This window comes from Pseudomonas sp. ENNP23 (genome assembly GCF_001728945.1).
Lineage (GTDB): Bacteria > Pseudomonadota > Gammaproteobacteria > Pseudomonadales > Pseudomonadaceae > Metapseudomonas > Metapseudomonas otitidis.
This window is the reverse complement of sequence record NZ_LYSP01000003.1, coordinates 158196-180142: the sequence shown is the minus strand read 5'-3', so window position 1 is coordinate 180142 and position 21947 is coordinate 158196. Positions and strand designations below refer to the sequence as shown.

Annotated in this window: 25 protein-coding genes; 10 read left to right on the top strand and 15 right to left on the bottom strand. The window is 66.3% G+C overall.

Annotation, left to right across the window (positions count from 1 at the left end):
- Positions 1-2 precede the first annotated feature (2 nt).
- Complete coding sequence (exbB, locus tag A9G05_RS03120) at positions 3-1163, bottom strand: tonB-system energizer ExbB (protein WP_069559584.1); 1161 nt, start codon at positions 1161-1163, stop codon at positions 3-5.
- A 195-nt stretch (positions 1164-1358) separates the two neighbouring features.
- Here exbB and A9G05_RS03115 point away from each other — a divergent pair, with 195 nt between their 5' ends.
- The 3 genes from A9G05_RS03115 (at position 1359) to A9G05_RS03105 (ending at position 3723) form a co-directional block, all read left to right on the top strand.
- Positions 1359-2216, top strand: a complete 858-nt coding sequence (locus A9G05_RS03115; RefSeq protein WP_069559583.1) for an NAD-dependent epimerase/dehydratase family protein — start codon at positions 1359-1361, stop codon at positions 2214-2216.
- A 1-nt stretch (position 2217) separates the two neighbouring features.
- Positions 2218-3018 carry an AraC family transcriptional regulator gene (locus A9G05_RS03110; protein WP_069559582.1) on the top strand — a complete coding sequence of 267 codons (801 nt, stop codon included), beginning with the start codon at positions 2218-2220 and terminating at the stop codon, positions 3016-3018.
- A gap of 84 nt (positions 3019-3102) precedes the next feature.
- Entirely contained in the window at positions 3103-3723 is a 621-nt protein-coding gene (locus A9G05_RS03105) for a LysE family translocator (RefSeq protein WP_069559581.1), read from the top strand.
- Positions 3724-3736: 13 nt separating this feature from the next.
- Here A9G05_RS03105 and A9G05_RS03100 read toward each other — a convergent pair whose 3' ends face one another.
- From A9G05_RS03100 to A9G05_RS03075, 6 genes are all read right to left on the bottom strand, one after another.
- Positions 3737-4474, bottom strand: coding sequence for a hypothetical protein (locus tag A9G05_RS03100; RefSeq protein WP_069559580.1), 738 nt, complete (start codon positions 4472-4474; stop codon positions 3737-3739).
- A gap of 61 nt (positions 4475-4535) precedes the next feature.
- Positions 4536-4916 carry a RidA family protein gene (locus tag A9G05_RS03095; protein WP_044400660.1) on the bottom strand — a complete coding sequence of 127 codons (381 nt, stop codon included), beginning with the start codon at positions 4914-4916 and terminating at the stop codon, positions 4536-4538.
- Positions 4917-5035: 119 nt separating this feature from the next.
- A complete protein-coding gene (gene spoT, locus A9G05_RS03090; RefSeq protein ID WP_044400662.1) occupies positions 5036-7144 on the bottom strand; it encodes a bifunctional GTP diphosphokinase/guanosine-3',5'-bis pyrophosphate 3'-pyrophosphohydrolase in 2109 nt (702 codons plus the stop codon).
- Between the two features lie 61 nt (positions 7145-7205).
- Positions 7206-7469: a DNA-directed RNA polymerase subunit omega gene (rpoZ, locus tag A9G05_RS03085; protein WP_069559579.1), complete on the bottom strand. Its 264-nt coding sequence runs from the start codon at positions 7467-7469 to the stop codon at positions 7206-7208.
- A 132-nt stretch (positions 7470-7601) separates the two neighbouring features.
- Positions 7602-8222, bottom strand: a complete 621-nt coding sequence (gmk, locus tag A9G05_RS03080) for a guanylate kinase (protein WP_069559578.1) — start codon at positions 8220-8222, stop codon at positions 7602-7604.
- Between the two features lie 11 nt (positions 8223-8233).
- Positions 8234-9097, bottom strand: a complete 864-nt coding sequence (locus A9G05_RS03075) for a YicC/YloC family endoribonuclease (RefSeq protein WP_069559577.1) — start codon at positions 9095-9097, stop codon at positions 8234-8236.
- A gap of 131 nt (positions 9098-9228) precedes the next feature.
- Between A9G05_RS03075 and rph the strand changes: the two genes are divergently transcribed.
- Together rph and A9G05_RS03065 are read left to right on the top strand one after the other, a co-directional pair.
- A complete protein-coding gene (gene rph / locus A9G05_RS03070) occupies positions 9229-9948 on the top strand; it encodes a ribonuclease PH (protein WP_069559576.1) in 720 nt (239 codons plus the stop codon).
- Positions 9949-9976: 28 nt separating this feature from the next.
- A complete protein-coding gene (locus A9G05_RS03065; protein ID WP_069559575.1) occupies positions 9977-10342 on the top strand; it encodes a DUF4870 domain-containing protein in 366 nt (121 codons plus the stop codon).
- 52 nt (positions 10343-10394) lie between these two features.
- Here the strand turns inward: A9G05_RS03065 and A9G05_RS03060 are convergent, their stop codons facing one another.
- Complete coding sequence (locus A9G05_RS03060) at positions 10395-11174, bottom strand: exodeoxyribonuclease III (protein WP_044400676.1); 780 nt, start codon at positions 11172-11174, stop codon at positions 10395-10397.
- Between the two features lie 84 nt (positions 11175-11258).
- Here A9G05_RS03060 and pyrE point away from each other — a divergent pair, with 84 nt between their 5' ends.
- Complete coding sequence (gene pyrE, locus A9G05_RS03055) at positions 11259-11900, top strand: orotate phosphoribosyltransferase (protein WP_069559574.1); 642 nt, start codon at positions 11259-11261, stop codon at positions 11898-11900.
- A 26-nt stretch (positions 11901-11926) separates the two neighbouring features.
- On the top strand, positions 11927-12511 hold the full coding sequence (locus A9G05_RS03050; protein WP_069559573.1) for a DUF4124 domain-containing protein: 585 nt from the start codon (positions 11927-11929) through the stop codon (positions 12509-12511).
- A 1-nt stretch (position 12512) separates the two neighbouring features.
- Here the strand turns inward: A9G05_RS03050 and A9G05_RS03045 are convergent, their stop codons facing one another.
- The 5 genes from A9G05_RS03045 to coaBC all read right to left on the bottom strand — a co-directional run bounded on the left by A9G05_RS03045 (position 12513) and on the right by coaBC (position 18326).
- On the bottom strand, positions 12513-12959 hold the full coding sequence (locus tag A9G05_RS03045) for a thioesterase family protein (RefSeq protein WP_069559572.1): 447 nt from the start codon (positions 12957-12959) through the stop codon (positions 12513-12515).
- Between the two features lie 109 nt (positions 12960-13068).
- On the bottom strand, positions 13069-13974 hold the full coding sequence (gene argB, locus A9G05_RS03040; RefSeq protein WP_069559571.1) for an acetylglutamate kinase: 906 nt from the start codon (positions 13972-13974) through the stop codon (positions 13069-13071).
- Between the two features lie 15 nt (positions 13975-13989).
- Positions 13990-15384: a phosphomannomutase/phosphoglucomutase gene (algC, locus tag A9G05_RS27840; RefSeq protein WP_205894767.1), complete on the bottom strand. Its 1395-nt coding sequence runs from the start codon at positions 15382-15384 to the stop codon at positions 13990-13992.
- A gap of 1271 nt (positions 15385-16655) precedes the next feature.
- Entirely contained in the window at positions 16656-17111 is a 456-nt protein-coding gene (gene dut / locus A9G05_RS03030; protein ID WP_044400693.1) for a dUTP diphosphatase, read from the bottom strand.
- Positions 17112-17117: 6 nt separating this feature from the next.
- Positions 17118-18326 (bottom strand): bifunctional phosphopantothenoylcysteine decarboxylase/phosphopantothenate--cysteine ligase CoaBC, encoded by a 1209-nt coding sequence (coaBC, locus tag A9G05_RS03025; protein ID WP_069559569.1) that lies wholly within the window; start codon positions 18324-18326, stop codon positions 17118-17120.
- 140 nt (positions 18327-18466) lie between these two features.
- Here coaBC and radC point away from each other — a divergent pair, with 140 nt between their 5' ends.
- Positions 18467-19141, top strand: coding sequence for a DNA repair protein RadC (gene radC / locus A9G05_RS03020; RefSeq protein ID WP_069559568.1), 675 nt, complete (start codon positions 18467-18469; stop codon positions 19139-19141).
- A gap of 209 nt (positions 19142-19350) precedes the next feature.
- On the opposite strand, the gene A9G05_RS03010 is transcribed toward radC, so the two are convergent.
- Both A9G05_RS03010 and A9G05_RS03005 read right to left on the bottom strand, forming a co-directional pair.
- Complete coding sequence (locus A9G05_RS03010) at positions 19351-19611, bottom strand: hypothetical protein (protein WP_069559566.1); 261 nt, start codon at positions 19609-19611, stop codon at positions 19351-19353.
- Entirely contained in the window at positions 19608-21185 is a 1578-nt protein-coding gene (locus tag A9G05_RS03005; RefSeq protein ID WP_069559565.1) for an ABC transporter substrate-binding protein, read from the bottom strand. Before A9G05_RS03005 ends, A9G05_RS03010 begins: the two co-directional genes overlap by 4 nt.
- 340 nt (positions 21186-21525) lie before the next feature.
- Between A9G05_RS03005 and rpmB the strand changes: the two genes are divergently transcribed.
- Together rpmB and rpmG are read left to right on the top strand one after the other, a co-directional pair.
- On the top strand, positions 21526-21762 hold the full coding sequence (rpmB, locus tag A9G05_RS03000; RefSeq protein WP_044400708.1) for a 50S ribosomal protein L28: 237 nt from the start codon (positions 21526-21528) through the stop codon (positions 21760-21762).
- Between the two features lie 10 nt (positions 21763-21772).
- Complete coding sequence (gene rpmG / locus A9G05_RS02995) at positions 21773-21928, top strand: 50S ribosomal protein L33 (protein WP_012703270.1); 156 nt, start codon at positions 21773-21775, stop codon at positions 21926-21928.
- Positions 21929-21947: the final 19 nt, after the last annotated feature.

Sequence of the window (21947 nt, the reverse complement as noted above, 5' to 3'; positions counted from 1 at the left end):
GATCAGCCCACTTTGACCATGTGCGGGGCCGGTGCACGGTCGGCCGGCGTGTGGTCCAGGTCACGGCTGACCAGCAGCAGGACCTGGGCGGAGGCGTCCGCGACCTGGGCCTTGTAGCCGGTGATGGAGCGGGCGAAGACGTTGTAGATGACCACGGCGGGGATGGCCGCGACCAGGCCCATGGCGGTGGCCAGCAGGGCCTCGGCGATGCCGGGGGCGACCACGGCGAGGTTGGTGGTCTGGGATTTGGCGATGCCGATGAAGCTGTTCATGATGCCCCACACGGTGCCGAACAGGCCGACGAAGGGCGCGGTGGAGCCGATGGTGGCGAGCACGCCGGTGCCCATGCTCATCTTGCGGCCGCTGGCGGCGACGAGGCGCTCCAGGCGGAAGCTGACGCGCTCCTTGATGCCGTCCTTCTCGCGGGTGTTGGTCGAGAGCTTCAGCTCGTCGAGGGCGTCCTGCACCAGCACCTGGGACAGGTTGTTCGGGGCGGCGGTCTTGTCGGCGGCTTCCGGCAGGTTGCGCGCGGCCTTCAGGGCTACCAGCTCGCGGCGCAGGCGGCGCTTGGCACCGAGCAGCTCGATGCTCTTGGCCAGCCAGATGGTCCAGGTGAGGATCGAGGCGAGCACCAGGCCGATCATCACGCCTTTCACCACGATGTCGGCGTTCTGGTACATGCCCCAGGGCGACAGGTCGTGGGCCGGCAGGCTTTCTTCGACGGCTTCGGGCGCGGTGCCGGCCAGGGCGGCGGCGAGGTCGTTGCCCAGGCTCAGGCCCTGGTCGATGACGGCGAGGGTCTTGTCGATCTCTTCCGGGGCCACGCCTTGTGCCTGCAGGGTCTGGCGGGCGGTGTCGCGGATCTGCTCCGGGGTTGCCTGGGGGCCGAGGGCCTGGAGCGTGCTCAGCAGCTCGGCGTTGGTCGGAGCAGAAGGCGCGCCGGCGCCTGCCTGGACACTTTCGACTGGCGTCGCAGCCGGGGTGGCCACGGCCGGTGTTGCCGCAGGCTGGGTGCTGGCTGCGGCGTTGACCGGTGCTGCGGTGGGCTCTTCAGCGAAGGCCGCGCCTGCAGGCAGCAGGGCCAGGCCGAGCAGGAGCGCTGCCAGGGGACGGGCGCGACGGGAAAGCGAAGCGGGCTGGGCGTTGGGTGCAATAGGTTTCATGGCCGGACCTGAAGGTTAATTGCGGTTTCGCCCGCTGTTAGGTGCTGTCGCGGACAAAGGCGGAACATTATTGCAAGTAATTCTTGTTTGTAAAAGTGATAATGTAACCCCTCCGCGGCGATCCGGACGGACGCGCGCGATTTCGCATCACCCCGCCCGAGCCCTTATTCTCAGCACTTTTACGGAGACGCTCCCATGTCCGAATCCCCGCGTTTGCTCATTGCTGGCTGTGGTGATGTAGGCAGCCGACTGGCCCTGAGGATGTTGGCTGAGGGCTGGCGGGTCCACGGCCTGCGGCGAAATGTCTCGGCGCTGCCGGAGGGCGTGCTGCCCATCGCAGGTGATCTGGAGTGTCCCGAGCGGCCTGCCGAGTGGCCAATGGGCGCGCTCGATGCGGTGGTGTTCTGCGTGGCGGCGAGCCGCCATGACGAGGCGGGCTACCGCGCGGCCTATGTCGAGGGCATGCGCCACGTGCTGGCCTGGTTGCGCGAGAGCGGGCAGCAGCCCCGGCGCCTGCTGTTCGTCTCCAGCAGCGGCGTTTATGGGCAGCGCGATGGCGAGTGGATCGACGAGGATTCCCCTGCCGAGGCCGATGGCTACTCGGGGCGCGTTATGCGCGAGGCGGAGCAACTGGCGCTGGACAGTGGCCTGTCGACCACCCTGGTGCGCCTGACAGGGCTCTACGGGCCAGGCCGCGAATGGCTGCTGAGCCAGGTACGCATGGGTTACCGGGTGGCGAGCGAGCCGCCGCTCTACGGCAACCGCATTCACGTCGACGATGCTGCCGGCCTGCTGGCCCACTTGCTGCGTGTTGAGCGAGCCGGGACGCCGCTGGCGCCTTGCTACCTGGGGGTGGACGATGCACCGGCACCGCTTGATGAGGTGGTGGCCTGGCTGCGCGAGCGCCTGGGGGTGACGCACTGGTCGGAGTCCTCCACCGTGCGTCGGGCCGGCAGCAAGCGCTGCAGCAATGCCCGGGCTCGGGCACTGGGTTGGGAGCCGCAGTACCCGAGCTACCGCGAGGGCTACGCGGCGATCCTCAAGGACGCCTGAGGTGGATGCCAACCGGCTGCTGGCCAAGGCCTGGCTGCCTGGGGTCGAGCTGTTCCATGCCGACTTTTCCGGCCAGCCCTTTGGTCGTCACAGCCACGATGCCTTCGCTATTGGCGCCATCCTGCATGGCGTGGGCGGCTACCAGTGCCGAGGGGCGCGGCATGCCCTGCCTGCCGGCACGCTCTCGCTGATGAATCCTGAGGAGCCCCACACGGGACACGCCGAGTCGCCTCGGCTGGTGTACCGGATGCTCTACGTGGAAGAAGCGCGTCTGCCGGCCCTGCTCGGGCGCAAGGCTCTGCCACGAGGGTTTGGCGCGCTCAATCCGCGTGATGACGGTGCCGTGGCCCAGGCCTTGGCACGCCTGGCCGGGGAGTTCGAACGAGGCGATGCACTGGCACTGGAAAGCGAGCTGCTGGAGCTGCTGGAGCTGGTGTTCGTGCGCCATGGCGGTCTGCGTCCCACGGGCGTCAGTGCGCGCGACGGCGGAGTGACTGCTCAGTTGCGTGATTACCTGGAGTCGCACTACCGCGAGGCAGTCAGCCTGGAGCACCTGGCCCACCTGCTGCAACGCCATCCACGCCACCTGATCGAGGCGTTCCGCCGCGTCTATGGCGTGCCACCCCACACCTACCAGCTGCAGCGCCGAGTGCGCGAGGCCAAGCAGCGGCTGCTGGCGGGTGAGCCCTTGGCGAGCCTGGCGCTGGAGTTGGGGTTTTACGACCAGGCGCACTTCTCCAGCACCTTCCGCCGTTTCACCGGGGTGACGCCCGGTCGCTTCCGCCGCGAGGCGCTGCGCTGACGGGCGCCCTGCCCGATCCGACTTTCTTCCAATACGCGAGCACCGGGCCCTGGCGAGACTCCACTGCCTTGTCGTGGAGGTCATATGCTCGGTCTGTTCCTGCTGGTCGTCAGTACCCACTTCGCTGCCCTGCTGTCACCCGGTCCGGATTTCTTCCTGTTGTTGCGCGCGGGACTCACCCGTGGGCGCCTGCACGCCGCCGGCTGTGCCTGGGGCATCGCGTTGGCGAACCTGGCGAGCATGTTGCTGGTATTGCTGGCGCTGAGCCTGCTGCCTGCCGAGGGCGGCTGGGTGTGGCGCGCCCTGCAGTTGCTGGGTGGGGGGTACTTCCTGTGGCTGGGTGCTCAGGCCTTGATGGCGCGGCGCCGGCTCGACCTGCCCGAAGCCAGCGCGGATGCGGGCCTTGGCTCCTGGCGAAGGGGTGTGCTGGAAGGGTTGCTGGCCAGCAGCGTCAATCCGAAGCTGCCGATCTTCTATGCCGGGCTGTTCGGGGCGCTGCGTTCTGCGCAGATGCCCGACTGGGGTCTGGCCCTGTGCATGGCCTGGATGACCCTGGTGGTGCTGGGTTGGGACCTGGGGCTGGTGCACCTGGTGTCACACCGCCGCTGGCAGGCTTGGCTGCAGCAGCGGGTGGTGGTGCTGGATCGGCTGTGTGGCGGGCTGCTGGCGTTGTTGGGAGGCTGGCTGGTGGTCGGTGCCCTTTAGTGGCGGCCGGGCTTCACTGGCGCTCCAGTACCCAGGCGCGCTTGCCGGGGTAGTACTCGGGCATCTCGTCGATCTGGGCACGGTTGCCGGTCTCGAGGATTTCCAGGCGGTTGCCGTCGTGGACGAAGATCCAGGGTGCGCCCTGGTCACCCAGTTGCAGCCACATGCTGTCGTTTTCGCCGCTCATGGCGGCGCAATCGCCGGCCAGGCAGAGGGCGAAGCGGTCGGCGCCGGGCAGCCCTTCCAGTCGGCCGTCGGGGTGGAACAGCACCAGGCCGCCCTGCCCCGTGCCTTCGAGGATCTTCCAGGTGCCGCCGAGGTAGGTCTTGTAGAGGGCGTACTCGAAGCTGCTGCCTTCCGGTGCGCCGTCGGCGGCGGGTTCGGCCGGGCGTACGAAGTGCTGTTCGGGGAAGTTCTCGCTGGCTTCCTGGATCAGCTGGCGGCCCTTGAGGTTCAGGTGCTCGTGGTAGTCGTCGCCGTAGAAGTCCACCTGCCAGCGGCCCTTGCCCTGGGGTGCCAAGCGACCCTCGCCCAGTTCGAAGCCGTTGCTGTAGTTGGCGGTCCCGGCGCGGGTGTCGAGGCTCCACTCCAGGTTGGGGCCGTAGGCGAGCAGGGCCTCGCGCAACTTGCCTTCACGGGCGGCTTCGTCGATGGCGGTCTGGTTGATCCAGACGCCGCTGGGGTCACTGGGCGTGCTGGCGCAACCAGTCAGCAGGGCGGCGCAGATCAGGAAAATGAGGGCTTGGCGCATGGCGGGGTTCCTTCCTTTGGCCGGGTGCAGCGGGCAAGGCAGCCCGCTGCGGCCATCGGGTTTACTCGAGGACCAGGATGGCGTCCATCTCGACCTGTGAGCCACGGGGCAGCGCGGCCACGCCGATGGCGGCGCGGGCCGGATAGGGCTGCTCGAAGTAGCGGCCCATCACTTCGTTGACCTTGGCGAAGTGGGACAGGTCGGTGAGGAAGATGTTGAGTTTGACGATGTCCTTGAAGGAGCCGCCGGCGGCTTCGGCGACGGCCTTCAGGTTCTCGAACACCTGAACGGTCTGGGCTTCGAAGCCTTCCACCAGTTCCATGGTCTTGGGATCGAGGGGGATCTGCCCGGACATGTAGACGGTGTTGCCGGCCTTGATCGCCTGGGAGTAGGTGCCGATGGCGGCGGGAGCCTTGTCGCTGTTGATCACGGTCTTGCTCATGGAAACTCCTTGTACGCGTGAAAACGCCCCGGGCGATGCCCGGATGGGCGCGTTTGGAAGCGGGCCGGGCCGTGAGCTGATTGCCCAGACGGCCTCGCTCCCTTGGGTTCAGCGGGCTGTCAGGCGCGCACCCGGGTGATGCGGATCACGCCCTTGAGGGCGCGCAGTTTCTTGATGACCCGGGCCAGGTGTACGCGGTCGTGCACGCTGATCACCAGCTGGACGACGCTGATGCGGCCATCGCGTTCGTCCATGCCGATTTTCTCGATGTTGCCGTCGGCGGCGTTGACACTGCTGGCCAGCAGGGCGATCAGGCCGCGCTGGTGCTCCAGTTCGACGCGCAGCTCGACGTTGAATTCGCCGGTGACGTCCTTGGCCCAGGAAAGTTGCACGCACTTCTCCGGGTTGTGGCGGATATCGCCGATGTTCTTGCAGCTTTCCAGGTGCACCACCATGCCGCGGCCGGCGGACAGGTGGCCGACGATGGGGTCACCCGGGATCGGCGTGCAGCACTTGGCGTAGCTGAGCACCAGGCCTTCGGTGCCGCGGATCGCCAGCGGACCTTCGGGGCTGGGCAGCTGCTCGCCATCGCTGGCCAGCAGGCGGCGGGCCACGACGTAGGCCATGCGGTTGCCGAGGCCGATGTCTTCCAGCAGGTCTTCCAGCACTTCGAGGCGGTATTCGCCGAGGACGGCCTGGATGCGCTCGGGGGTGATCTTGTCGAGGCTGCTTTCGAAGCCGGCCAGCACCTTGTTCAGCAGGCGTTCGCCGAGGTTGATGGACTCGGAGCGGCGCTGCAGCTTGAGGGCGTGGCGGATGTGGGTGCGGGCCTTGCCGGTGACCACGAAGTTGAGCCAGGCCGGGTTGGGCCGTGCGCCGGGGGCGGTGACGATCTCCACCGTCTCGCCGCTCTGCAGCGGCTCCGACAGCGGCGCCAGGCGACGGTTGATACGGCAGGCGATGCAGGTGTTGCCGACGTCGGTGTGGACCGCGTAAGCGAAGTCGACTGCAGTGGAGCCCTTGGGTAGCTCCATGATGCGGCCCTTGGGCGTGAAGACGTAGACCTCGTCGGGGAACAGGTCGATCTTCACGCTCTCGATGAATTCGAGGGAGTTACCGGCACGTTGCTGCAGTTCCAGTACGCCTTTGACCCACTGGCGCGCGCGTGCGTGCGTGCCCTTGGGCTGGTCGTCCTCGGCGGACTTGTACAGCCAGTGGGCGGCGATGCCGTTGTTGGCCATTTCTTCCATCTCGCGGGTGCGGATCTGGATTTCGATGGGCACGCCGTGCATGCCGAACAGGGTGGTGTGCAGGGACTGGTAGCCATTGGCCTTGGGAATGGCGATGTAGTCCTTGAAGCGGCCGGGCAGCGGCTTGTACAGGTTGTGCACGGCGCCGAGCACGCGGTAGCAGGTGTCCACCTTGTCGACGATGATGCGGAAGGCATAGACGTCCATGATCTCGTTGAACGCCCGGCGCTTGCCGCGCATCTTCTTGTAGATGCTGTAGAGGTGCTTCTCGCGGCCGATCACCTCACCTTCCATGCCTTCGCGGGCGAGGCAGTGGGTGAGGGATTCCTCGATCTTGGCGACGATTTCCTTGCGGTTGCCCCGGGCACGGCGGACGGCGGCACGGATGCGCTCGGAGCGCATGGGGTGCATGGCCTTGAAGCCGAGGTCCTCGAATTCCACGCGCATGCTGTGCATGCCCAGCCGGTTGGCGATGGGGGCGTAGATTTCCAGGGTTTCCTTGGCGATGCGCCGACGCTTTTCACCGGAGAGCACTTCCAGGGTGCGCATGTTGTGCAGGCGGTCGGCCAGCTTGACCAGGATCACGCGGATATCGCGGGCCATGGCCATGGCCATCTTCTGGAAGTTCTCGGCCTGGGCCTCGGCCTTGGACTCGAAGTTCATCTGGGTCAGCTTGCTGACCCCGTCCACCAGCTCGGCCACGGTGTCGCCGAATTGGGCGGTGAGCGCCTCCTTGGCGATGCCGGTGTCTTCGATCACGTCGTGCAGCATGGCGGCCATCAGGCTCTGATGGTCCATGTGCATGTCGGCGAGGATGTTGGCGACGGCCAGGGGATGCGTGACGTAAGCCTCGCCACTGCGGCGACGCTGTCCGTCGTGGGCCTGTTCGGCGTAGTAGTACGCCCGGCGGACCAGGTTGACCTGGTCCGGGCCGAGATAGGTCGAAAGCCGTTCGGCGAAGGTTTCTATGCCAGGCAAGGCAGCTCTCCTTTCCTGCTATGGCCTCCCTGCGCCGTGCGACGTCGACCGGGCATGGGAATCAGAGCGCCTCGTTGGACTCGTCCTCGAAGGCGGCGAACAGCGGCTCTTCTTCCACAATGTCTTCCTGGGCGACGACTTCGTAGTCAACCAGGCCGGCGGCGATCTCACGCAGGGCGACGACGGTGGGCTTGTCGTTTTCCCAGGCTACCTTCGGCTCCTTGCCGCCGGTGGCCAGCTGACGGGAACGCTTGGTCGCGAGCATGACCAGCTCGAAGCGGTTATCGACGTTTTCCAGGCAGTCTTCAACGGTAACGCGGGCCATGGTGTTCCTCGTAGCACAGAGTGGGATGGCGATGGCTTTGCCCGGAGCGGGCGGAGCGGACTGAATAGTCTAAAAAATCACCAGCATTAAGGGAAGCGCTGAATGTGCAGCGCTTCCCGGTGGTCATGTCGATCAGGCCAGCAAGCTGGCCAGGAGTCCGCCGTGGGTGATCTGCTGGCTGGCCTGGACGAGGCGCTGGCTGCGGAAGATCGCGCGCAGATCCTCCAGGGCGACGGCGAAGTCGTCGTTGATCACCAGGTAGTCGTATTCGACGTAGTGGCTCATTTCGCTGACGGCTTCACGCATGCGGCGCTCGATGATCTCGGCACTGTCCTGGCCGCGGTTGTCCAGGCGCTGGCGCAGGGCTTCCTGGCTCGGCGGCAGGATGAAGATGGACTTGGCCTGGGGCATCAGGTGGCGAACCTGCTGGGCGCCTTGCCAGTCGATCTCGAGGATCAGGTCATGCCCTTCGGCCAGGGTCTGCAGCAGCCAGCGCTGGGAGGTTCCGTAGAGGTTGCCGAAGACTTCGGCGTGTTCGATGAAGTCGCCGTGCTCAAGCATGTGCACGAAGGCTTCGCGGCTGACGAAGTGGTAGTTCACGCCATCGACCTCGCCGGGGCGTATGCTGCGGGTGGTGTGGGAGACCGAGACGCGGATGCGCGGGTCGGTATCCACCAGTGCCTTGACCAGGCTGGTCTTGCCGGCGCCGGAGGGGGCCGAGACGATGTAAAGGGTGCCGGGGGTGACGGTCATGGATGGGTCTCTTACTCGATGTTCTGCACTTGTTCGCGCATCTGTTCGATCAACACCTTGAGGTTGACCGCTGCCTGGGTGGAGCGTGGGTCGAAGGCCTTGGAGCCGAGGGTGTTGGCTTCACGGTTGAGTTCCTGCATGAGGAAGTCGAGGCGGCGGCCGGCGGCGCCACCAGCCTTGAGCACGCGGCGTACTTCGGTGATGTGGGTGCCGAGGCGGTCCAGCTCCTCGGCCACATCGCTCTTCTGTGCTAGCAGCACCAGTTCCTGCTCCAGGCGCTGAGGGTCGAGTTCGGCCTTCATCTCGGCGAAGCGGTCGAGGATTTTCTGCCGCTGCAGGGCGAGCATCTGCGGCACTAGCTCACGCAGGGCGATGACTTCCTGCTGCATGGCGTCGAGGCGCTCGTTGAGCAGGCGGGCCAGGTCGGCGCCTTCGCGGGCACGGCCGGTCTTGAGCTCTTCCAGGGCCTTGCCGAAGGCGTCCAGGGCGGCGGCGTTCAGGGCCTGGGGATCGGCGGCGTCGGCCACCAGCACGCCGGGCCAGGCGAGAATCTCCAGCGGGTTGAGCGGTGCCGGCTGGCTGACCAGGGCGGCCACGGCTTCGGCTGCAGCCACCACCTGGGCGGCGCGCTCGCTGTCGACCTGCAGGGGCTTGCCGGCCTCGGCTTCGGCGAAGCGCAGGGTGCACTCGACTTTGCCCCGGGACAGGCCCTGGCGCAGGGCTTCGCGAACGGCACCCTCCAGGTCGCGGAAAGCTTCGGGCAGGCGGAGGTGGGGTTCGAGGTAGCGGTGGTTGACCGAGCGCAGTTCCCAGCTCAGGGTGCCGTGGGTGCCGGCCTGCTCGACGCGGGCGAAGGCGGTCATGCTGTGCACCATGGGAAGTCCTCTCGGTGTGGGTAAGGGCGGCGATTGTAGCTGACTCCGTGCCCCCTCCCAACGCGATGATGTCCCGGTGGCGGAGGCCCCTCTATAATGGCCGGGATTTTCCCTCCGACAGGTATTCCCAGATGAAACGTCCCAGTGGCCGCGCAGCTGATCAGCTGCGTTCGATCCGCATCACCCGCAACTACACCAAGCACGCCGAAGGCTCGGTACTGGTCGAATTCGGGGATACCAAGGTGATCTGCACCGCCAGCGTCGAGGCCGGCGTGCCGCGCTTCCTCAAGGGCCAGGGCCAGGGTTGGCTGACTGCCGAGTACGGCATGCTGCCCCGCTCCACCGGTGAGCGTAACCAGCGTGAGGCGAGCCGTGGCAAGCAGGGTGGCCGCACCCTGGAGATCCAGCGCCTGATCGGCCGTTCCCTGCGTGCAGCATTGGACATGAGCAAGCTGGGCGAGAACACCATCTACCTGGATTGCGATGTGATCCAGGCTGACGGCGGCACCCGCACGGCCTCCATCACCGGTGCCATGGTGGCCCTGGTGGATGCGCTGAAGGTTCTGAAGAAGCGCGGTGCCCTGAAGGGCGAGCCGCTCAAGCAGATGATCGCTGCCGTCTCCGTCGGCGTTTACCAGGGCGAGCCGGTGCTGGACCTCGATTACCTGGAAGATTCGGTGGCCGAGACCGATCTGAACGTGGTCATGACCGACGGCGGTGGCTTCATCGAAATCCAGGGCACCGCCGAGGGCGAGCCCTTCCAGCCCGAGCAGCTCAATGCCATGCTGGCCCTCGCCCGCCAGGGCATGGACGAACTGTTCCGAATCCAGAAGGCCGCGCTGGCCGACTGACCCGGCCCATCACGACGAGGACGCACCCATGAATGAACCCACCCCCGTGCAGCAACCGAACCAGGACGCCAGACAGTGGGCGATGTTCTGCCATTTCGCTGCGTTCCTCGGTGCGGTCTTTCCCTTCGGCAACCTGCTGGGGCCGCTGATCCTCTGGCAGATGAAGAAGGACGTGGACCCCTTCATCGATGCCCAGGGCAAGGAGGCGCTGAACTTCCAGATCACCGTGAGCCTGGCGGGGCTGCTGTGCATCCTGCTGATGTTCGTGGTGATCGGCATCTTCCTGCTGCCCCTGCTGGGCATTGCCGCGCTGGTGCTGACCATCATCGGCGGCATCAAGGCCAACGAGGGCAAGGACTACCGCTACCCCTTCGCCTGGCGGCCATTGAAGTAGCGCATGCACGAACGAAAAAGCCGGCGAATGCCGGCTTTTCTGTGCGCTGCTCTCAGATGCTCAGCAGCCAGTCATAGTCGACGATCAGCGGAGCGTGCTGGGAGAAGCGCGGCTGGCGAGGCAGGCGGGCACTGCGCACGGTGCGACGCATGCCGGGCGTGAGGATGTGATAGTCGAAGCGCCAGCCGAGGTTGAGCATCTCGGCCTGCTCGCTGTCCGGCCACCAGCTGTACTGGTCGCCTTCGCGGCTGACTTCGCGCAGGGCATCCACATAGCCCATGTTGCCGAACACTTCGTCCATCCATGCGCGCTCGGGCGCCAGGAAGCCGGGGAGCTGCTGGCAGTCGCGCCAGTTCTTCACGTCCAGCTTCTGGTGGGCGAGGTAGAGCGACGAGCAATAGATGTACTCGCGACGCTTGCGGCGCTGCTTGTTCAGGTAGTGCGCCAGGTCTTCCATGAACTTGAACTTGTGGTTCAGGTTCTCATCGCCACCCTGGCCCGAAGGCAACAGCAGGGAGGCGATGCTCACTTTGTCGAAATCCGCCTGCAGGTAGCGCCCATAACGATCGCAGGACTCGAAACCGAGTCCCCAGATCACTGCCTTGGGTTGCAAGCGCGAATAAAGCGCCACGCCACCTTGGCTTGGCACTTCAGCATCGCTGGCATAGAGGAAATAGCCATCCAGTTGGAAGGCCGGGTCGTCCAGGTCATAGGCAGAGGCACGGGTGTCTTGCAGGCAGATCACGTCGGCATTCTGTGCTTGCAGCCAGCTGAGGAGTCCTCGCTCGGCTGCAGCATGAATACCATTCACGTTCACACTGATGATCCGCATAAATGGCCCCCAAAAACTCGTGCGTGTATGATACCCGAGCTCTTTCTATTTAGCTAAATCCGTGCCGTCCGGGGCTTTTCCACCATGCAGGCGTACCAGCGCGACTTCATTCGCTTTGCCATCGAACGCGGTGTATTGCGTTTTGGCGAATTCACCCTCAAGTCCGGGCGCACCAGCCCCTATTTCTTCAATGCCGGCCTGTTCAACAGCGGCCTCGCGCTGTCTCGCCTGGGGCGGTATTACGCGTCGGCAATCGTCGACAGCGGGCTCTCCTTCGACGTCCTGTTCGGCCCCGCCTACAAGGGCATCCCGCTGGCGGCTTCCACCGCCGTGGCGCTGGCTGAACACCATGGCCGCGACCTGCCCTGGTGCTTCAACCGCAAGGAAGCCAAGGACCATGGCGAGGGTGGCACCCTGGTCGGTGCACCGCTGGCCGGCCGCGTGCTGATCATCGATGACGTGATCACCGCCGGTACAGCGATCCGCGAGGTGATGCAGATCATCCAGGGCCAGCAGGCCCAGGCTGCGGGCGTGCTGATCGCCCTCAACCGCCAGGAGCGAGGCAAGGGTGAGCTGTCGGCGATCCAGGAAGTGGAGCGCGACTTCGGCATGCCGGTGGTGAGCATCGTGTCTCTGGAGCAGGTGCTGGAATATCTGGCCGGGGATGCTGAACTGAAGTCGTACCTGCCTGCGGTGGAGCGTTACCGCGCAGACTACGGAATCTGACTCTCCAGCGACCACAGGGTGTGCCGATGCTGAAGCCGGGTGCTATCCGACTTGCCTTGATCCTGGGTGCGATGGCACCGCTGGCCGCCCAGGCCGAGCTGTACCGCTACACCAATGAAAAGGGTGTCACCGTACTGGATCGCCTCGGCGTTCCGCCGCAGTTCATCGACAAGGGCTACGAGGTCCTCAACGACCAGGGCCGTGTGGTGAAGACCGTGCCGCCGGCGCCCACCCTCGAGGAGCGCCAGCGCATGCAGGCCGACAAGGCCCGTGCCGGCTCCGATGCCCAACTGCTGCGGCTCTACACCAGCGTCGAGGACGTCGACCGCGCGCTCCAGCGCAAGCTCTCCGAGCTGGACGGGTTGATCACCGTGGCCAAGGGCAACCAGCAGTCCCTGCGTACCCAGCAGGCCAACCTGCAGGCCCAGGCGGCCGACAACGAACGCGCCGGGCGCCAGGTGCCCGAGGCGCTGGTGGCCCAGATCGACAACGTGCGCAGCGAATACAAACGCCTCGACGCCGACATCGCCCGCTACCAGGAAGAGCGCAAGAAGGCCCAGGTGACCTTCGCCGCCGACCGCGCCCGCCTCGCTGAACTGTTGAACCGCTGAGTCACTCCTCGGCGGCGCAGCGCTCGAAGTCCCTCACTTTTTCCCTCAGCCAGGCTGGCAAGGACCGGCTTGCCCGCGTCGTTGCATCGGCATGCACGTAGACGATCTCCCCACTGGTCAACGCCTCCTCGCCCCGCCAGATGCCCAGCGCAAACGTCAGGCTCGAACCGCCCAGCCGGCGTGTCCGGATGCCCAGGGTGAGATCGTCGTCGAAGCGGGCCGGCGACAGGTACTCCAGCAGGGTACGCACGGCGAAGAAGTCCCCGCCGTCGGCGATCAGGTCCTGTGGATAACGCACACCCAGCGCGCGGAAGTACTCGGTGATGGCGACGTCGGCGTAGGTCAGGTAGTGGCCGTTGAAGACGATCCCCTGGGGATCGACCTCGGCCCAGCGCACGCGCAGCGGGTAGAGGAAGGTGAAGGCGTTCCGGTCGGGTGGTGCGGGCATGGCACGGCTCCTGATGAGGATGTGCCGAGCATTCCTGCCGGGGTGGAGGGATGCAAGCCGGATCGGGGAAATGAATAAGCCGGATCGCTCCGGCTTATTCGGGAGGGGCTCAGGCGCGGCGGCGGTTGGTGATCAGGGTGCCGACGCCACTGTCGGTGAAGATCTCCAGCAGCACGGCGTTGGGCACACGCCCATCGATGATGTGCGCGCTGGTGACGCCACCCTGCACCGCGTCGAGGGCGCAGCGGATCTTCGGCAGCATGCCGCCGTAGATGGTGCCGTCGGCGATCAGCTCATTGACCTGCTCGGTGGTCAGGCCGGTGAGCACCTTGCCTTCCTTGTCCATCAGGCCGGCGATGTTGGTCAGCAGCATCAGCTTCTCGGCCTTGAGGGCCTCGGCCACCTTGCCCGCCACCAGGTCGGCGTTGATGTTGTAGGACTCGCCGTCCTGGCCGACGCCGATAGGGGCGATGACCGGGATGAAGTTGCCCTTCACCAGCATGTTCAGCAGCTCGGTGTTCACGCTGGTCACTTCGCCCACATGGCCGATGTCGATGATCTCCGGCTGGGTCATCTCCGGGGTCTTGCGGGAGACGGTGAGTTTCTTCGCGCGGATCAGCTCCGCGTCCTTGCCGGTCAGGCCGATGGCGCTGCCGCCGTGGCGGTTGATCAGGTTGACGATGTCCTTGTTCACCTGGCCGCCAAGGACCATCTCCACCACGTCCATGGTCTGCGCGTCGGTGACGCGCATCCCGTCGATGAAGTGGCTCTCGATGGACAGGCGCTTGAGCAGGTCGCCGATCTGCGGGCCGCCGCCGTGAACGACCACCGGGTTGATGCCCACGGCCTTCATCAGGACCATGTCGCGGGCGAACCCGGCTTTCAGCTCGTCGCTTTCCATGGCGTTGCCGCCGTACTTCACGACCAGGGTCTTGCCGACGAAGCGGCGGATGTAGGGCAGTGCTTCGGACAGGACCTGGGCGACTTGGGATGCGGCGTCACGGCTGAGGGTCATGCGGGGCTCCGTGGATCAGAACGGCAGGTTGATATCGGGGGCGACGGCGTAGAGCTGGGCGCGGAACACTTCCTTGATGCGCTCCAGTTCCGCCTCGGAGTCGGCCTCGAAGCGCAGCACCAGCACCGGCGTGGTGTTGGAGGCGCGGACCAGACCCCAGCCCTTGGGATAGTCGACGCGCACGCCGTCCAGGGTGGTCAGGTTGGCATCGCCCCAGGTGCCGTCGCGCTGCAGGCGCTCGATCAGGCGGAACTTGCTCTCGTCGGTGACGGTGATGTTGATCTCCGGGGTGGAGATGTCCTTGGGGAAGGCAGTGAACACGTGCTCGGCATGGCGCTTGTCCTGGCTGAGGATCTCCAGCAGGCGGGCGGCGCTGTAGATGCCGTCGTCGAAGCCGTACCAGCGCTCCTTGAAGAAGATGTGGCCGCTCATCTCGCCGGCCAGCAGCGCGCCGGTTTCCTTCATCTTCTTCTTGATCAGCGAGTGGCCGGTCTTCCACATCACCGGACGGCCGCCGTAGCCGCTGATGAGGGAGGTCAGGCGGCGGGTGCACTTGACGTCGAAGATGATGTCGGCGCCCGGGTTGCGGGACACCACGTCCTTGGCGAACAGCATCAGCAGGCGGTCGGGGTAGATGATGGTGCCTTCGTTGGTCACCACGCCCACGCGGTCGCCGTCGCCGTCGAAGGCCAGGCCGAGGTCGGCGTTCTCTTCCTTCACCTTGGCGATCAGGTCTTCCAGGTTCTCCGGCTTGCCCGGGTCCGGGTGGTGGTTCGGGAAGGTGCCGTCGACGTCGCAGTACAGCGGGATCACGCTGCAGCCCAGGGCTTCGATCAGCTTGGGTGCGATGACGCCGGCCACGCCGTTGCCGCAGTCCACCACCACGCGCATGGGCTTGGCCATGGCGATGTCGTCGCGGATCTGCTGGAAGTAGCGGTCGAGGATCTCGACCTGCTGGACGCTGCCGACGCCACTGGCCAGGTCGTTGTCCTTGATGCGGGTATGCAGGGCGGTGATCTGCTCGTTGGCCAGGGTCTCGCCGGCGACCACGATCTTGAAGCCGTTGTAGTCCGGCGGGTTGTGGCTGCCGGTGAGCATCACGCCGGACTTGCCGTCCAGCACATTGGCGGCGAAGTACAGCACCGGGGTCGGCACCATGCCGATGTCGGTGACATGGCAGCCGCAGTCCATCAGGCCCTGGATCAGCGCTTGCACCAGCTCGGGACCGGAGAGGCGACCGTCGCGGCCGACCGAGACGTTCGGCTCACCACGGGCGAGGCTTTCGGAGCCGATGGCACGGCCTACCCAGTAGGCGGTTTCGGCGGTCAGGGTATCGCCGACCACGCCACGGATGTCGTAGGCGCGGAAAATACTGGCGGGCAGATTGGGGGCGGCTTGCGGGGTGCTCATGGCAGGGGTTTGCTCCAATCCCAGGAGGTCCTGGTCTTCGTCGAGAATGTCGATATCGAGGATGTCGGTATCTTGGAAAAGCGGGTTGGCCAGCTCCAGGGGTTCGATCACTTTGGCCGGTGCTGCAGCCGGGGCTGTCGCAGGGCTGGCCTTGCGCTCGTCGCCGACGCTGGGCGCCACCGGTTCCGGTTTGCGCCGCAGCTGCCGGGCCAGCGACTGGGCCAGCGCATCCAGCGCCGGCAGCCGCAGGCTGTTGGGTTTGACGCTTTTGCCGCTGGAGAGTTCTTGCACCAGTTGGCCGAGCTGGGTGACGTCTTCCCTCAGCTTGCGCTGCAGGCCGCCATGCACCAGGTACAGGCCGGCCAGGGCGCCGGCCAGGGACAGCAGGGCGGCGAGGCCGAGCAAGGGCACCGGCATGCCCGAGCTGCCCAGCTGGCTGCTGGGCGTGAAGGTCAGTTTCCAGTTGGGGTTGCCACTGGCCACGGCGATGGGTGTGCCCTCGGCAGCACTGCCGCGCTGGGCCAGGGTCTGGGCGGGGGCGTTGCCGAACTGCTGAATGAACTGAAGCTGGCCTGTGCCATCCGGCAGCGGGGCCAGGGCGCTCAGCAGGCGTTCCAGGTCCACCACCAGCAACAGCGTGCCCTGGATTGGGGCATTGTCGGCCAGGCGGATCGGCGCGGCGCTGTAGACCAGCCAGCGCTGGCCGACCTTGTAGGCCTCGGGTGCAGGCTTCTGCCCACTTTCGGCGCGGCGCAGCATGTCCAGGGCGGCGAAGTTCATCGGTGCTGCGCGCTGGCTGTTCTGCTGGGCCTGGCCGGGCAGATTGAGGTGGGCATCGACCACGGCATTCCAGTAGCCCAGGCCGCGCTCGGCGACCTGCACGCGGGACGGGTCGCCGCTGTTGAGGGCATCCGCCAGCGCCGGATTGCGAGCGGCGGCGGTGGTGTCGGCCACCAGTTGGCCGAGGGCTTGGCGCAACGAAGCCCCCTGGCTGTCCGCCCAGGCCTGGGCCAGTTGGGCGCGCTGGGCTTTTTCGCCGCTGTCCACCAGGGTGAGCCAGAGCAGCGCACTGCCGGCGGCGACGCCGACGGCGGAGGCGATCAGCCCGGGCATCAGGTCGGTGAGCAGGCCGCTGCCGACCTTGGCGCCCTTGGCGGGCTCCCTGGCTTCGGTGGGACTGGCCAGCATGCCGGTGTCGGTGTCCTTGGCATTGCGCTTGAAGAGTTTCACTGAAGGTCTCCCCCGCGATTCATCCTGAGGTCAATGCGGAATCAGTGGCTGCCTGAGTGGCCGAAGCCGCCGGCGCCGCGCTCGCTTTGGCCGAACTCGTCGACGAGTTCGAAATGCGCTTGCACAACCGGCACCAAGACTAGCTGGGCCAGGCGCTCGCCGACGGCCAGGGTGAAGGCGCTCTGGCCACGGTTCCAGCAGGACACCATCAGCTCGCCCTGGTAGTCGGAGTCGATCAGGCCCACCAGGTTGCCGAGGACGATGCCGTGCTTATGGCCCAGCCCGGAGCGCGGCAGGATCAAGGCGGCCAGGCCCGGGTCGGCGATGTGAATGGACAGGCCGGTGGGAATCAGCACGGTCTGGCCGGGCTCCAGCGTCAGGTCTTCCTTGAGCATGGCGCGCAGGTCGAGGCCGGCGGAACCGGGGGTGGCGTACTGGGGCAGCGGGAATTCGCTGCCTAGGCGGGGGTCGAGGATCTTGGCTTGCAGTGCGTGCATGGAGTCTCAGGCCTGGTTGAGGCGGTCGGCGATGAAGGCAACCAGTTGGCGGGCGATCTTGCCCTTGCTGGTCTGGGAGAAGCTGATCTGGTGCAGCCCGCGATCGATGATGGTGATCGCGTTCTCTTCACTGTTGAAGCCGATGCTGGGGTTGGCCACGTCATTGGCGACGATCAGGTCGAGGTTCTTGTCGCGCAGCTTGCGCGAGGCGTACTCCAGCAGGTTCTCGGTCTCGGCGGCGAAGCCGACGCTGAAGGGGCGATCGGGCCGGCCGGCCAGGGTCGCGAGGATATCGGGGTTGCGCACCAGCTGCAGCAGCAGGCCTTCGCCGCTGGTGGGGTCCTTCTTCATTTTGTGCGGTGCGACCACTTCGGGACGGTAATCCGCCACCGCGGCGGCAGCGATCAGCAGGTCGCAGGGCATGGCCGCTTCGCAGGCCGCGAGCATGTCGCGGGCGCTGACCACGTCGACCCGGTTGACCCGGTCGGGGGTCGGCAGGTGGACGGGGCCGGTAATCAGGGTGACCTTGGCGCCCGCCTCCACCGCCGCTTCGGCCAGGGCGAAGCCCATCTTCCCGGAGCTGTGGTTGGTGATGTAGCGGACCGGGTCGATGTTCTCCTGGGTCGGGCCGGCAGTGATCAGCACGTGGCGGCCGGTCAGAGCCTGGTGTTCGAACAGGTTGGCGGCCTGCTGGGCCAGGTCGTCGGCCTCCAGCATGCGGCCCGGGCCGACATCGCCGCAGGCCTGGCTGCCGGCTGCCGGGCCGAACAGGTGCAGGCCCCGCTGGGTCAGGCACTGGGCATTGGCCTGGGTGGCCGGGTCGCGCCACATGGCCTGGTTCATCGCCGGGGCCAGAGCGACCTTGGCGTCGGTGGCCAGTACCAGGGTGGTCAGCAGGTCGTTGGCCAGGCCCTGGGCCAGGCGTGCCATCAAGTCGGCAGTGGCCGGGGCGATCAGCACCAGGTCGGCCCAGCGGGCGAGTTCGATGTGGCCCATGGCGGCTTCGGCGGCAGGGTCCAGCAGGTCGAGGTGAACGGGGTGGCCGGACAGGGCCTGGAGGGTCAGCGGGGTGATGAACTCGCGGCCGCCCTGGGTCATCACCACCCGGACTTCCGCGCCCTGGTCGCGCAGGCGGCGGATCAGCTCCGCACTCTTGTAGGCGGCAATGCCGCCCCCCACGCCCAGGACGATGCGTTTCCGATAGAGCCGCTGCATAGGCCTGCCTTAGTAATGAGGTGGAGTGGTGCGCTGCGGTGTCGGCGCCTCCCCAGGGCCGGATCACCGCGCAAAAAAGGTTGGCTAAGATAGCACAGCGTCCGCATGGGAACAGCGGCGCAGCTGACCAGGGAGGTGTCATGAGCATCCGTCATTGGCCCGCAGCGGAACGCCCGCGGGAGAAGCTACTCGAACAAGGCGCGGCGGCCCTTACCGACGCCGAACTCCTCGCCATTTTCCTGCGCACCGGGCTGCCGGGGCAGAGCGCCGTGGACCTCGCGCGCCAGCTCCTTGTCCAGTTCGGCGGGCTGCGCCCGCTGCTGGAGGCGGACCTGGCCACGTTCTGCCAGCGGCCGGGTCTCGGGCCGGCCAAGTTCGCGCAGTTGCAGGCTGTGCTGGAAATGGCCCGTCGGCACCTGGCCGAAGGGCTGCGGCGGGACTCGGCACTGGAGAACCCCCGGGCGGTGCGGGACTACCTCAAGGCCCAGTTGCGGCACGAGCCCCACGAAGTGTTCGGCTGCCTGTTCCTCGATACCCGCCACCGGGTGCTGGCCTTCGAGGTGCTGTTCCGCGGCACCATCGACGGTGCCAGTGTCTATCCGCGCCAGGTGGTCAAGCGTGCCCTGGCGCATAACGCCGCCGCGCTCATCCTTACCCACAACCATCCTTCCGGCATCGCCGAGCCCAGTCAGGCCGACCGCGACCTGACGCACCGTCTGAAGGACGCGCTGGCGCTGGTGGATGTGCGGGTGCTGGACCACTTCGTGGTGGGCGATGGCGAGCCGCTGTCCCTGGCCGAGTACGGCTGGCTCTAAGCCGCGTTCGCGAGCTGGCGGCGATCCGGGCAGCGGACGCGCGTCTCGGTGTGCTGGCGAACGCCCTCCGGGCGTGGTGAGCAGTGGAAGGTCATCACCAGCCTGGCGACGCCCGGTTCCTCATGCCTCATGAAGGCCTGTGCGTCAGGGACCGGCTCCAGACCGAAGTCCGTACGCCAGAAGCGCCCGATCAGGCCGTAGGCCATTGCCTAGTTGCCGTCGCGTTCCAGCAGGGTGAGTTCGTGCAGGTCGAAAGGCGGGCGGGATTCCAGTGTGTTGCGCCAGCCCAGCCGGTGGGCCAGGCGCGCGGGGGCTTCGCGCAGGCGGAGCAGTGCTTTGACCAGCGGGTCGTCTTGGGTGGAGAGCTGGCTGGCAGCGTCCAGTGCCTGCACAGCGGAGGTGTCCAGGTCGAGTTGATGACGCTCGACGAACTGGAGGCTCGGCAGGTCGCGCTCGGCCAGCGCGTTCAAGGCGCCAACTCCACCCTGGAGAAGTCCTGCCGGCCGAAGGGGTTGGCCTCATAGCCGCGCACGTTGGCACGCACCAGGGCGAATGCCGTGGGGTGGGCCAGGGGCAGCCACAGGGCCTGCTCATTAATGATCGCCTGGGCTCGGGCGTAGAAATCGCTGCGCGCCGTGGTGTCCGGCGTGGCCTTGGCCTGGCTGATCAACTGGTCGAGGTCCGGGTTGCAGTAGCGGGCGAAGTTCAGGCCCGACTGCACCGAGGCGCAGGCGAATTGAGGCGTGAGGAAGTTGTCCGGGTCGCCGTTGTCGCCCGCCCAGCCCATGAACAGCAGGTCGTGCTCGCCGGCCTTGGCGCGCCGGATCAGTTCGCCCCACTCGATGACGCGGATGTCAGCGCGGATGCCCACCTTGGCCAGGTCGGCCTGCAGCATCTGTGCACCCAGGTTCGGGTTGGGGTTGAGCACGCTGCCGGAGGGGCGTGTCCACAGGGTGGTGCTGAAACCGTCTGGCAACCCAGCTTCGGCCAGCAGCGCTTTGGCCTTGCCTGGGTCGTAGACGTAGCCGGGCAGGTCCTTGGCGTAGCCCCAGGTGGTGGGCGGGAACGGGCCGTCAGCCGGTGTGGCGGTGCCTTCGAACACGGCCTTTATATAGCTGGCCTTGTCGAAGGCGAGGTTGATCGCCTGGCGCACCTTGGCCTGGTCCAGTGGCGGATGCTGGCTGTTCAGCGCGATGAAGGCGGTCATGAAGGCCGGGGTTTCCACGACCCGCAGGTTGCTGTCCTGGCGCGCCTGCCCCACATCCAGGGGCTTGGGTGACAGGGCGATCTGGCATTCGCCCCGGCGCAGCTTCTGCAGGCGCACATTGGCATCCGGGGTGATGGCGAACACCAGGTTGTCCACCGCCGGCTTGCCGGCGAAATAGTCCGGGTTGGCGCTGTAGCGGATTGCCGCGTCCTTCTGGAACCGCTTGAACACGAAGGGGCCGGTACCGATGGGCTGGGCGTTGAGCTTTTCCGGCGTGCCGGCTTTCATCAACTGGTCGGCGTACTCGGCGGAATAGATAGAAGCGAAGCCCATGCTGAGCATCGCCAGGAAGGTGGCATCGGGGCGGGTCAGATTGAAGCGGACGGTGCGCGCGTCGACCTTCTCCACCGAGCGCACCAGGCCCGGCAGCTGCATGGACTGGGCGTGGGGGAAGCCGCTTTGCGCCACCTTGTGCCAGGGGTTGGCCGGGTCGAGCATGCGCTGGAAGCTGAACAGCACGTCGTCGGCATCCAGCTCGCGGCTCGGGGCGAAGTAGTCGGTGCGATGGAAGCGCACGTCCTTGCGCAGCTGGAAGCTGTAGCTGAGGCCGTCCTCGGATACTTGCCAGTGCTCGGCCAGGCCTGGCACCAGACGGGCAGCCCGGGCGTCGAACTCCAGCAGGCGGTTCATCAGCACGTCGGCCGAGGCGTTGGTGGTGGTCAGGGCGTTGTACTGCACCACGTCGAACCCGTCCGGGCTGGCTTCAGTGCACACACTCAGGTTGGCGGCCTGGGCCAGCAGCGGGGCGAACAGCAGGGGGAGCAGGGCAAGGCGCATGACGGATTCCTCGGGATGCGGTGGCCAGGAGGCGAACGCTAGCCCAGCCAGGTCGGTGGGGCAATCGCAGTTGCCGACGAATGGTCGGCAGGGCGAGGCGCCCCGCCTCGCGGCGGAACGCACGCCGTGGCCGGGCGGCAGGGTGTGGGTAAGTTGGTGGAGCCCTTGCTGCACTAGGGGTGTTCTGGTATAAAGCAGCGCTCTTTTCTGGGGCCCGGTCTTTCGCAATCACTGTGCGGCCGGTAAGACCCTGACGAGACGGGCGCTAAACACGCCCACAATTGAGAGTTCAAGCGGCCAACCCATGCCGGGTTGGGCATGAGGTTTAGAGGGCTGAGGCATGTCTAGAGTCTGTCAAGTAACCGGTAAGGGTCCGGCTACCGGGAACAACATTTCCCACGCAAACAACAAAACCCGTCGTCGTTTCCTGCCGAACCTGCAGCACCATCGCTTCTGGGTCGAGTCCGAGAAGCGCTTCGTGCGTCTGCGCGTTTCCGCCAAGGGCATGCGCATCATCGACAAGCGTGGCATTGACGTCGTTCTGTCCGAGCTGCGCGCTCGCGGCGAAAAGGTTTAAGGAGCAAATCATGCGTGAACTGATCCGTTTGGTGTCCAGCGCCGGTACCGGCCACTTCTACACCACCGACAAGAACAAGCGCACCACTCCCGACAAGATCGAGATCAAGAAGTACGATCCTGTCGTGCGTAAGCACGTGATCTACAAGGAAGCCAAGATCAAGTAATTGATCCGGCCCTTGCGAA

Bases quoted from the DNA above. Each gene is read 5' to 3' on its own strand.
- A9G05_RS03060 (WP_044400676.1), bottom strand. From the start codon at position 11,174: ATGCGGATCATCAGTGTGAACGTGAATGGTATTCATGCTGCAGCCGAG.
- A9G05_RS03095 (WP_044400660.1), bottom strand. From the start codon at position 4,916: ATGAGCAAGACCGTGATCAACAGCGACAAGGCTCCCGCCGCCATCGGC.
- radC (WP_069559568.1), top strand. From the start codon at position 18,467: ATGAGCATCCGTCATTGGCCCGCAGCGGAACGCCCGCGGGAGAAGCTA.
- gmk (WP_069559578.1), bottom strand. From the start codon at position 8,222: ATGACCGTCACCCCCGGCACCCTTTACATCGTCTCGGCCCCCTCCGGC.
- algC (WP_205894767.1), bottom strand. From the start codon at position 15,384: ATGAGCACCCCGCAAGCCGCCCCCAATCTGCCCGCCAGTATTTTCCGC.
- A9G05_RS03100 (WP_069559580.1), bottom strand. From the start codon at position 4,474: ATGCGCCAAGCCCTCATTTTCCTGATCTGCGCCGCCCTGCTGACTGGT.
- A9G05_RS03065 (WP_069559575.1), top strand. From the start codon at position 9,977: ATGAATGAACCCACCCCCGTGCAGCAACCGAACCAGGACGCCAGACAG.
- rpmB (WP_044400708.1), top strand. From the start codon at position 21,526: ATGTCTAGAGTCTGTCAAGTAACCGGTAAGGGTCCGGCTACCGGGAAC.
- rph (WP_069559576.1), top strand. From the start codon at position 9,229: ATGAAACGTCCCAGTGGCCGCGCAGCTGATCAGCTGCGTTCGATCCGC.
- rpmG (WP_012703270.1), top strand. From the start codon at position 21,773: ATGCGTGAACTGATCCGTTTGGTGTCCAGCGCCGGTACCGGCCACTTC.
- A9G05_RS03050 (WP_069559573.1), top strand. From the start codon at position 11,927: ATGCTGAAGCCGGGTGCTATCCGACTTGCCTTGATCCTGGGTGCGATG.
- A9G05_RS03105 (WP_069559581.1), top strand. From the start codon at position 3,103: ATGCTCGGTCTGTTCCTGCTGGTCGTCAGTACCCACTTCGCTGCCCTG.
- A9G05_RS03045 (WP_069559572.1), bottom strand. From the start codon at position 12,959: ATGCCCGCACCACCCGACCGGAACGCCTTCACCTTCCTCTACCCGCTG.
- A9G05_RS03115 (WP_069559583.1), top strand. From the start codon at position 1,359: ATGTCCGAATCCCCGCGTTTGCTCATTGCTGGCTGTGGTGATGTAGGC.
- coaBC (WP_069559569.1), bottom strand. From the start codon at position 18,326: ATGCAGCGGCTCTATCGGAAACGCATCGTCCTGGGCGTGGGGGGCGGC.
- argB (WP_069559571.1), bottom strand. From the start codon at position 13,974: ATGACCCTCAGCCGTGACGCCGCATCCCAAGTCGCCCAGGTCCTGTCC.
- A9G05_RS03005 (WP_069559565.1), bottom strand. From the start codon at position 21,185: ATGCGCCTTGCCCTGCTCCCCCTGCTGTTCGCCCCGCTGCTGGCCCAG.
- rpoZ (WP_069559579.1), bottom strand. From the start codon at position 7,469: ATGGCCCGCGTTACCGTTGAAGACTGCCTGGAAAACGTCGATAACCGC.
- exbB (WP_069559584.1), bottom strand. From the start codon at position 1,163: ATGAAACCTATTGCACCCAACGCCCAGCCCGCTTCGCTTTCCCGTCGC.
- dut (WP_044400693.1), bottom strand. From the start codon at position 17,111: ATGCACGCACTGCAAGCCAAGATCCTCGACCCCCGCCTAGGCAGCGAA.
- A9G05_RS03075 (WP_069559577.1), bottom strand. From the start codon at position 9,097: ATGGTGCACAGCATGACCGCCTTCGCCCGCGTCGAGCAGGCCGGCACC.
- pyrE (WP_069559574.1), top strand. From the start codon at position 11,259: ATGCAGGCGTACCAGCGCGACTTCATTCGCTTTGCCATCGAACGCGGT.